Annotated in this window: 6 protein-coding genes; all 6 read right to left on the reverse strand. The window is 73.1% G+C overall.

Features of this window, described 5'->3' with window-relative positions; genetic code table 11:
• Positions 1–114: 114 nt before the first annotated feature.
• On the reverse strand, positions 115–1,758 hold the full coding sequence (locus tag PV721_RS38010) for a PQQ-binding-like beta-propeller repeat protein (protein WP_319732599.1): 1,644 nt from the start codon (positions 1,756–1,758) through the stop codon (positions 115–117).
• Positions 1,759–1,913: 155 nt separating this feature from the next.
• Positions 1,914–3,722, reverse strand: a complete 1,809-nt coding sequence (locus tag PV721_RS38015) for an ABC-F family ATP-binding cassette domain-containing protein (protein WP_319732601.1) — start codon at positions 3,720–3,722, stop codon at positions 1,914–1,916.
• A gap of 53 nt (positions 3,723–3,775) precedes the next feature.
• The gene (locus PV721_RS38020; protein ID WP_319732603.1) at positions 3,776–5,104 is read right to left on the reverse strand and encodes an acyltransferase; all 1,329 of its coding nucleotides are present in this window, start codon (positions 5,102–5,104) and stop codon (positions 3,776–3,778) included.
• A 303-nt stretch (positions 5,105–5,407) separates the two neighbouring features.
• The gene (locus PV721_RS38025) at positions 5,408–6,319 is read right to left on the reverse strand and encodes a 4-(cytidine 5'-diphospho)-2-C-methyl-D-erythritol kinase (RefSeq protein WP_319732605.1); all 912 of its coding nucleotides are present in this window, start codon (positions 6,317–6,319) and stop codon (positions 5,408–5,410) included.
• Positions 6,316–7,236, reverse strand: coding sequence for a 16S rRNA (adenine(1518)-N(6)/adenine(1519)-N(6))-dimethyltransferase RsmA (gene rsmA / locus PV721_RS38030; protein ID WP_319732607.1), 921 nt, complete (start codon positions 7,234–7,236; stop codon positions 6,316–6,318). Before rsmA ends, PV721_RS38025 begins: the two co-directional genes overlap by 4 nt.
• 79 nt (positions 7,237–7,315) lie before the next feature.
• A partial coding sequence (locus PV721_RS38035; protein WP_319732609.1) for a ubiquitin-like domain-containing protein occupies positions 7,316–8,459 on the reverse strand: 1,144 nt, incomplete at its 5' end.

Genomic DNA, 8,459 nt, shown 5'->3' on the forward strand with positions numbered 1-8,459 from the left:
CCCATGAGTACCCCGCCGCCCCCCAGCCAGCCGCCGGACGGCGGCTGGCTGGGGGGCGGCGGGGTACTCATGGGTTGCTCATGCCTCTCGCTGGGCTGCTCGTTGGACGCGTTGTCACTTGCCGAAGACCATCAGGAGCTTCTCGTCCGTGCCCTTGGCCTGCAGACGGGAGGTGGAGATGAAGAACCGTCCGTCCACGTAGTCGAGCTTCGGTGTGCGGAAGGAGCTCTCGATCGGCGCGGCCGGGCCCGACGGGTGGCGTAGGAGTGCGGTGGGGGTGCCGCCGCCGGCCGGGATGGAGATGACCTCGCCGCCCTGCTCCTCCTCGGCCTTGCGGTAGGCGATCAGCTGCCCGTTGGCGGCCTTGATCGGGGTGAGGGTGCGCTTGTCGCCGGCCGGGGTGCGCCACTTGTCCTTGCCGGTGGCCAGGTCGAAGGCGACGATCTCGTTGGCCTTGCCGGCCTCCGCCGCGGTCGGGAGGTACAGGGTGCCCGCGTCGACGACGGCCGAGGGGCAGGTCGTCAGGGACCGGAAGAGGCCGGTGTCGCCGCAGCCGACGGTGAAGCTGCCCTCTCCGGCGAGGGTGGCGGTCTGCTTCCCGTCGGGTCCCAGGACCACGATGGAGCGCTGCTTGGTCTCCTCGTTGCCGATGTCGAGGACGAGCGGGTCCACCGAGTAGATGCTGGTGACCTTGAACTTCTTGGGGAGCCGGAAGGCCCAGGCCTTCTGGCCGGTGACGGGGTCGACCCCGTGGACCTCGGCGGTGGCGTCCGCGTCGCTGCAGGTGGCGAGGGCGATCATCTTGCCGTTGCCGGCTTCGTAGCCGTCGGGCTTGCAGCCGGTGCCCATGGCGCTCCCGAAGAGCTTGTCACCGGTGCTGATCTTGAAGGCGCTGGCGGTGCCGCCGCGGCTGACGGCGACGGTGTCGCCGGTCATGGCCAGGGTGGGGCTGGTGAAGATGTCGAAGAGCCCTTCCTTGGGCACCTCCTTCGACCAGACCTCCTTGCCGGTCTTGAGGTCGACCACGCGCAGCTGCGTGCAGGTGGCGTTCTCCCCCTCGCCGTCGCGGTACATGACAGCCGTCTTGCCGTCGGCGGTGGTGTCCCGGGCGACGGAGCAGATCTGGGCTGGGAAGGCGAGCGTCCACTTCTCCTTGCCGTCGGTGACCGCATAGCCGTTGAGGGACTTCCAGACGCTCTTGACGACGGTGTCGCCGACGACCCACTGGGCCGCGGAGTCGACGCCCATGCCGGGGCCGTCGACCTTGGCGGTCTTGAACCAGAGGACCTTGTCCTCGCCCTGCTTGCGGCCGGAGTTGAGGTCGGCCTGCTGGCCGCCGGCGCCGTTGCCGTTGCCGTTGCCGTCGCCGTTGTCCACGGAAGGGGAGGCGGAGGGCTTGGCGTCGGTGGACTCCTGCGCCACGGGCGGCTTCGGGTCCTCGTCGTCGGAGAAGCCGACGTAGCCGGCGACCGCGACGGCGAGGACGGCTGCGGCGGCCGAGGCGGCGATCAGCACGGTCCGCTTCTTCTTCGGCGGCATCCCGGGGGCGCCGGGTGCACCGGGCGTTCCGGGCGGGGGCGGGTAGCCGTAGCCCGGGGGCTGCTGCTGGACGGTGGGCGGCTGCTGCGCGTACGGGGCCTGCTGCGCGTACGGGTTCTCGCCCTGCGGGTATCCGTACCCCTGCTGCGGCGGGCCGGGCAGGTGACCGTAACCGGAAGGAGTCGGTGGCTGGTTCGGCGGCTGGGGCGGCTCGGTCATCAGCGCACGCTTTCGGCTTCGGCGGGTCGGGGAGGATGACCTTTCTATCACTGACGGCCCTCGAACACCGGGCCGGTCCGCCCCCTGTTCCCAAGGGAGGACCGGCCCGTGATGCCGTCGTTATCCGGCCAGTTGGCCCGGCCGGGTGAGCGAATCTAGGCCTCCTCGGCCAGCTCCAGCCAGCGCATCTCCAAATCGTCGCGGTCCGCGAGCAGTTCGCGGAGCTCCGCGTCGAGCTTGGCCACCTTGTCGTAGTCGGTGGAGTTCTCGGCGATCTGGGCGTGCAGGTTGCCCTCGCGGTCGGCGAGCTTGTTGAGCTGCCGCTCGATCTTCTGGAGTTCCTTCTTCGCGGCGCGGGAGTCCACGGAGGCGGCGGTCTTCGCCGCCGCGGCGGCGGTGGCCGCGACGGGCGCCGGGGAGGCCGCCTCGATCATCCGCCGGCGGCGCTCCAGGTACTCGTCCAGGCCGCGCGGCAGCATCCGCAGGCTCGCGTCGCCGAGGAGCGCCATCACCGTGTCGGTGGTGCGCTCGATGAAGAACCGGTCGTGGGAGATCACGATCATCGAGCCGGGCCAGCCGTCGAGGAGGTCCTCCAGCTGGGTCAGGGTCTCGATGTCGAGGTCGTTGGTGGGCTCGTCGAGGAAGAGGACGTTGGGCTCGTCCATCAGCAGGCGCAGGATCTGCAGCCGGCGCCGCTCACCGCCGGAGAGGTCGCCGACCGGCGTCCACTGCTTCTCCTTGGTGAAGCCGAACTGCTCGCACAGCTGGCCCGCCGTCATCTCGCGGCCCTTGCCGAGGTCGACGCGGTCGCGGACGCGCTGGACGGCTTCCAGGACCCGCAGGGACGGGTCGAGTTCGCCGACCTCCTGCGAGAGGTAGGCCAGCTTGACGGTCTTGCCGACGGTGATCTTGCCGGCGGCGGGCTGCACGTCGCCCTGGGTGCGGGCGGCTTCGGCCAGGGCGCGCAGCAGGGAGGTCTTGCCGGCGCCGTTGACGCCGACGAGGCCGACGCGGTCGCCGGGGCCCAGGTGCCAGGTGAGGTGCTTGAGCAGTTCCTTCGGACCGGCGTGCACGCTGACGTCCTCGAGGTCGAAGACCGTCTTGCCGAGGCGGGCGTTGGCGAACCGCATCAGCTCGCTGGTGTCGCGCGGCGGCGGCACGTCGGCGATCAGCTCGTTGGCGGCCTCGATGCGGTAGCGGGGCTTGGAGGTCCGGGCGGGGGCGCCGCGGCGCAGCCAGGCCAGCTCCTTGCGCATCAGGTTCTGCCGCTTGGACTCCTCGGTGGCGGCGATGCGGTCGCGCTCGGCGCGGGCGAAGACGTAGTCGCTGTAGCCGCCCTCGTACTCGTGCACGTCACCGCGCTGCACGTCCCACATGCGGGTGCAGACCTGGTCGAGGAACCAGCGGTCGTGGGTGACGCAGACGAGCGCGGAGCGGCGCTCCTGGAGGTGCTGGGCCAGCCAGGAGATGCCCTCGACGTCGAGGTGGTTGGTGGGCTCGTCGAGGATCAGCAGGTCCTGGTCGGCGATGAGCAGCTTGGCGAGGGCGATGCGGCGGCGCTCGCCGCCGGAGAGCGGGCCGATGACGGTGTCGAGGCCCTGGCCGAAGCCGGGGAGGTCGAGGCCGCCGAAGAGTCCGGTGAGCACGTCGCGGATCTTGGCGTTGCCGGCCCACTCGTGGTCGGCCATGTCCCGGATGATCTCGTGGCGGATGGTCGCCTTGGGATCGAGGGAGTCGTGCTGGGTGAGGACGCCCATGCGCAGTCCCCCGGACTGGGTGACCCGGCCGGTGTCTGGCTCCTCCAGCTTGGCGAGCATCCGGATGAGGGTGGTCTTGCCGTCGCCGTTGCGGCCGACGACGCCGATCCGGTCCCCCTCGGACACGCCGAGGGAAATGCTGTCCAGCAGGGTACGTGTGCCGTACACCTTGCTGACTGCCTCGACATTGACCAGATTGACGGCCATCAGACGCGCTCCAGGTGGGGTACCCCCGGACGGACTCTGGGGGAGGGTGTGGATCAGCCCCCCAGCCTAACGCTCCGGGCCGGGGCTGACCGTTCCACGAGCAGGGCGCCCGCGAGGGCCATCCCGATGGCGACCGGTGCGGTGACGGGGAAGGCGATCAGCGTGGCGCTGTGGCCGTCGAGCAGACCGCCGAGTCCGGTCATGGACAGGCCGAGGATGCCGAGGAGGCACAGGGTGATGCCGAGGGCGGCGACGGGGGCGCCGGCGCCGCCGGCCGTGCCGGTGCGCGGTGCGGCCGGGGCATCGAAGCGGCGGAACAGCGTGACGAACACGGCCGTCAGGGCGGTCGCCGCCAGGATGCGTACGGGGACCTGCGCCCACCAGGCGGCGCCGGCCGGGGCCGGGAGGTCCAGGCCGAGGGCGAGCTGGGCCCCGTACACGCCGAGCATGGCGGTGAGGTGCCACAGGAAGGCGGTCATGGCGACGCCGTTGGCGGCGACCACCCCGCGCCAGACGCGGGGGCGGGCCAGCCAGGCGGCGGCGGGCCGGGCGAGCAGCTGCACGGCGCCGACGAGCCACATGCCGTGCGCGAGCAGCGCGAGGGTGGGCGGGGCCATGTTGGACACCTTCTCGCCGGGCATCCCGACCATGGACAGCGGGTACGGGCCGTACGCCACCAGCAGGACGGCCCCGGCGAGACCCGCGGCGGCGAGGGCGGCGGGCCGGCGGATGCGGCCGTCGGCGCGGAGGAAGCCGAGCTGGTGGACGGCGAGCCAGACGAGGGCGAAGTTCAGGAACTCGACGTAGGGGACGCCGAGCGCGAAGCGCAGGACGTCGACCAGCGCGGCCGCTCCGGCCAGCGCGGCGAACGCGGCCCAGCCGTGGCGCTCGTGCAGCTTCAGCAGGGGCGGGGTGAAGGCGACCATCGCCAGGTAGATCCCGATGAACCACAGCGGCTGGGTGACCAGCCGCAGCGCGGCCCCGGTCAGCTGGCCGTCGCCGCGGCCGGCGAGCTGCACGGCGAGCGCGGCGGCGGCCCACACCAGGACGAAGACGAGGGTGGGGCGCAGCAGCCGCTGGAGCCGGGCCCGGAGGAAGGCGGCGTAGACGGACGTCCCGCTGCGGCGGGCGAGGGAGCGGTAGGACAGGGCGTGCGAGAACCCGCCGACGAAGAAGAACACCGGCATGACCTGCAGGCCCCAGGTGAGCACCTGGAGGGCGGGCACGAGGGCGAGCAGGTTCCCTATGCCGTCGCTGCTGACGGCGGCCATCAGCCAGTGCCCGGCGATGACGGTGCCGAGCGAGACGACCCGCAGCAGGTCGACGTACCGGTCCCGACCGGGTGGGGTGGCGAGGGCGAGGTCGCGTGCGCTGGCTGTCATGGGGCCACGGTCGCCTGCGCGGCCGCCTCCCCGACAGGGTGCGGGTACTCAACTCCCGCCTAGGTACCGGGGCTCCGCCCCGGACCCCTTACGGCGCTCCGCGCCCGCGCCTCAAACGCCGGCGAGGCCGAAAGACCGGGGCTCCGCCCCGAACCCCGCTCCTCGAACGCCGGAGGGGCTGACATTGCGCTCCGCGCACTCCAGCCCCACGGGCACGTGCAGACTGTCGCCGGCCACATGCGGCCCCGCCGGCGTTCGAGGCGCGGGGGTCCGGGGGCCGGCCCCCGGCAACGGCCCGCGGGGTCAGGACGGCAGGACGGTGGCGCCCGGGGCCGGGCTGGACGCCACCCGGGTGGCACGGCAGGTGCCGGACGCTTCGAGGGCGGCCGCGACCTTGGCGGCGGTTTCCCCGTCCGCGACCAGGAAGGCCGTCGTGGGGCCCGAGCCCGAGACCAGCGCGGCCAACGCCCCGGCTCCGGTGCCCGCCGCCAGCGTGTCCGCGAGGGACGGCCGCAGCGAGAGGGCCGCCGCCTGCAGGTCGTTGGTCAGCTCAGCGGCCAGCGCCTGCGCGTCCCCCGACGCCAGGGCGGCGAGCAGTGCCGGCGAGGCCTCCGGCTCGGGGACCTCCACGTCGGCGGTGAGCCGGTCGAACTCGCGGAACACCGCCGGGGTGGACAGTCCCCCGTCGGCCACAGCGAACACCCAGTGGAACGCCCCCGCGGCCACCGGGGTCAGCAGCTCGCCGCGGCCCGTGCCGAGCGCGGCCCCGCCGACGAGGCTGAAGGGGACGTCGCTGCCGAGCTCCGCGCAGATGTCGAGGAGTTCGGCGCGCGGGGTGTCCAGACCCCACAGGGTGTCGCAGGCCAGCAGGGCTCCCGCGCCGTCCGCGCTGCCGCCCGCCATGCCTCCCGCCACCGGGATGTTCTTCGCGATGTGGAGGTGGACGGCGGGCTCGATGCCGTGGCGGGCCGCGAGGCTCTCGGCGGCCCGCGCCGCGAGGTTGGTGCGGTCCAGCGGGACCTGGTCGGCGTCGGGACCCTCGCAGGTCACCGTCAGCGTGTCGGCCGGGGTCGCCGTGACCTCGTCGAACAGCGACACGGCGAGGAAGACGTTGGCCAGGTGGTGGAAGCCGTCGGGCCGGGGCGCGCCCACCGCCAGCTGGACGTTGACCTTCGCGGGGACCTGTACGGTCACCCCCGTCGTGCGCGCGCTCACAGTGCGGGCCTCTGCGCCGCGGGCTTGTTCTCGGCGATGGCGGCGAACTCCTCCACCGTCAGGGACTCGCCGCGCGCCTGCGGCGAGATGCCGGCGGCGACCAGCGCCGATTCGGCGCCCGCCGCCGAGCCGGCCCAGCCGGCCAGCGCGGCGCGCAGCGTCTTGCGGCGCTGGGCGAACGCCGCGTCCACGACCGCGAAGACCTCCGCCTTGGTGGCGGTGGTCTTGATGGGTTCGGTACGCCGCACCAGCGAAACGAGACCGGAGTCGACGTTCGGGGCGGGCCAGAAGACCTTGCGGCCGATGGCCCCGGCGCGCTTGACGTGTGCGTACCAGTTGGCCTTGACCGAGGGCACCCCGTAGACCTTGTTGCCGGGCTCGGCGGCCAGCCGGTCGGCGACCTCCGACTGCACCATCACCAGGGTCCGCTCGATGGTCGGGAAGCGGTCGAGCATGGTCAGCAGGACGGGCACGGCCACGTTGTACGGCAGGTTCGCGACGAGTGCGGTCGGCGCCGGACCGGGCAGTTCCGTCACCAGCATCGCGTCGGAGTGGACCAGCGCGAAGCGGTCCTTCTTCGCGGGCAGGCGGGCCTCGATGGTGGCGGGCAGCGCGGCCGCCAGAATGTCGTCGATCTCGACGGCGACGACCCGGTCGGCGGCCTCCAGCAGCGCGAGCGTCAGCGAGCCCAGGCCCGGGCCGACCTCGACGACCACGTCGTCCGGGCGGACCTCTGCGGTCCGCACGATCCGGCGGACCGTGTTGGCGTCGATGACGAAGTTCTGCCCCTTCTGCTTCGTCGGGCGTACGCCGAGTGCGGCGGCCAGCTCCCGGATGTCGGCCGGGCCGAGGAGGGCGTCGGGCGTGCCGGGGGTACTGGAGGAGGGGTTCTCGGGCTGCTGCTCTGCGGTGCTCACCGGTAAAGCGTCTCAGATCGGCAGGGTGATCCCGAGCCGGACCGGGTGTCCGGCTCGCGGACGCGTTCCGGCGTGCTCGCTACGACGTGAGCCTGCGGCCGCAGTGGGGCCACGGACTCGCTCCCCGCTGCACGTAGAGCTTCTTCGCCCGGTAGGTCTGTTCCGAGCCGGAGGCGTCCTGGGGGCGGCCGCTGCCGCCGAGGCCCTGCCAGGTGCGGACGTCGAACTGGTAGAGGCCGCCGTACGTTCCCGAGGCGTCGGTGGCCGAGGGCCGGCCGCCGGATTCGCACTGGGCGAGGGCCGCCCAGTTGAGGCCGTCGGCACCGGCGACGGAGCTGGGCAGCGGTTTGGTGCCGACCTTGACGAGCTGGGTGACGGGTTCGCGGACGACCTCGTCGGCGACGGCGCGGGGTGTCTGGCGGACCCCGTTGACGGTGCGCAGGGTGTAGGTGACCCGGCGCGCCCCGGGCCGGCCGGCGCGTTCGACGACCTCGGTGCCGGCGAACAGGCCGGGGTCCTTGACCTTCTCGGTCTCGAAGGGGATGCGTTCCTCGCGGACCTCGCGGGTGCCGGTGATGCGGAGCACGGTGACGGTCTGGCCGTCGCGCGGGAAGGCGGTGGGGGGTACGGAGGTGGTGTCCTGGCCCTGCAGGGTAATGCCGGCCTGGTCGAGGGCCTCCTGGACGGTGGCGGCGTTGGTGCGGATGGTGCGTTCGCGGCCGTCGGCCATGAAGGTGACGCTGCGTTCGGTGCGCACGCTCAGGGCGAGGCCGGAGCGCGGGACGGGCGCGGTGCGGGGGGCGGAGAGGTAGGCGCCCTCGGCGCGGATGCCGAACTGGCGCAGCGCGCCTTCGACGGTGCGGGCGGTGGTCCACACCTGGCGCTGCTGCCCGTCGAGGGTCAGGCGCAGGGGGCGGCCGTAGCGGACGACGATCTCCTCGCCGTCTTCGAGGGGTTCGCCGGGGGCGGGGGCGACGAGGTCGTGGGGGCCGACGCCGAGGCCTTCCGCGGCGAGCAGTTCCTCGACGTCGCCGGCGAAGGTGTGCAGGTTCCTCGGGACCCCGTCCACGGTGAGCCGTACGGACTTGTCGGCGGCGACGAACGCCGTCGTGCCGCCCGCGAGGAAGGCGACGACCAGGGCCTGGGGCACGATCCGCCGCCAGTTCCCGCCGAACCCGCCGGCGGGGGCGGCGCGGGCGGCGCGGCGGCGGCCGGTGCCGGGC

The organism is Streptomyces sp. MB09-01, assembly GCF_033794505.1.
Lineage (GTDB): Bacteria > Actinomycetota > Actinomycetes > Streptomycetales > Streptomycetaceae > Streptomyces.

Excerpts from the sequence above, each read along its gene's own strand:
- PV721_RS38010 (WP_319732599.1), bottom strand. The coding sequence starts at position 1,758 with ATGACCGAGCCGCCCCAGCCGCCGAACCAGCCACCGACTCCTTCCGGT.
- PV721_RS38020 (WP_319732603.1), bottom strand. The coding sequence starts at position 5,104 with ATGACAGCCAGCGCACGCGACCTCGCCCTCGCCACCCCACCCGGTCGG.
- PV721_RS38015 (WP_319732601.1), bottom strand. The coding sequence starts at position 3,722 with ATGGCCGTCAATCTGGTCAATGTCGAGGCAGTCAGCAAGGTGTACGGC.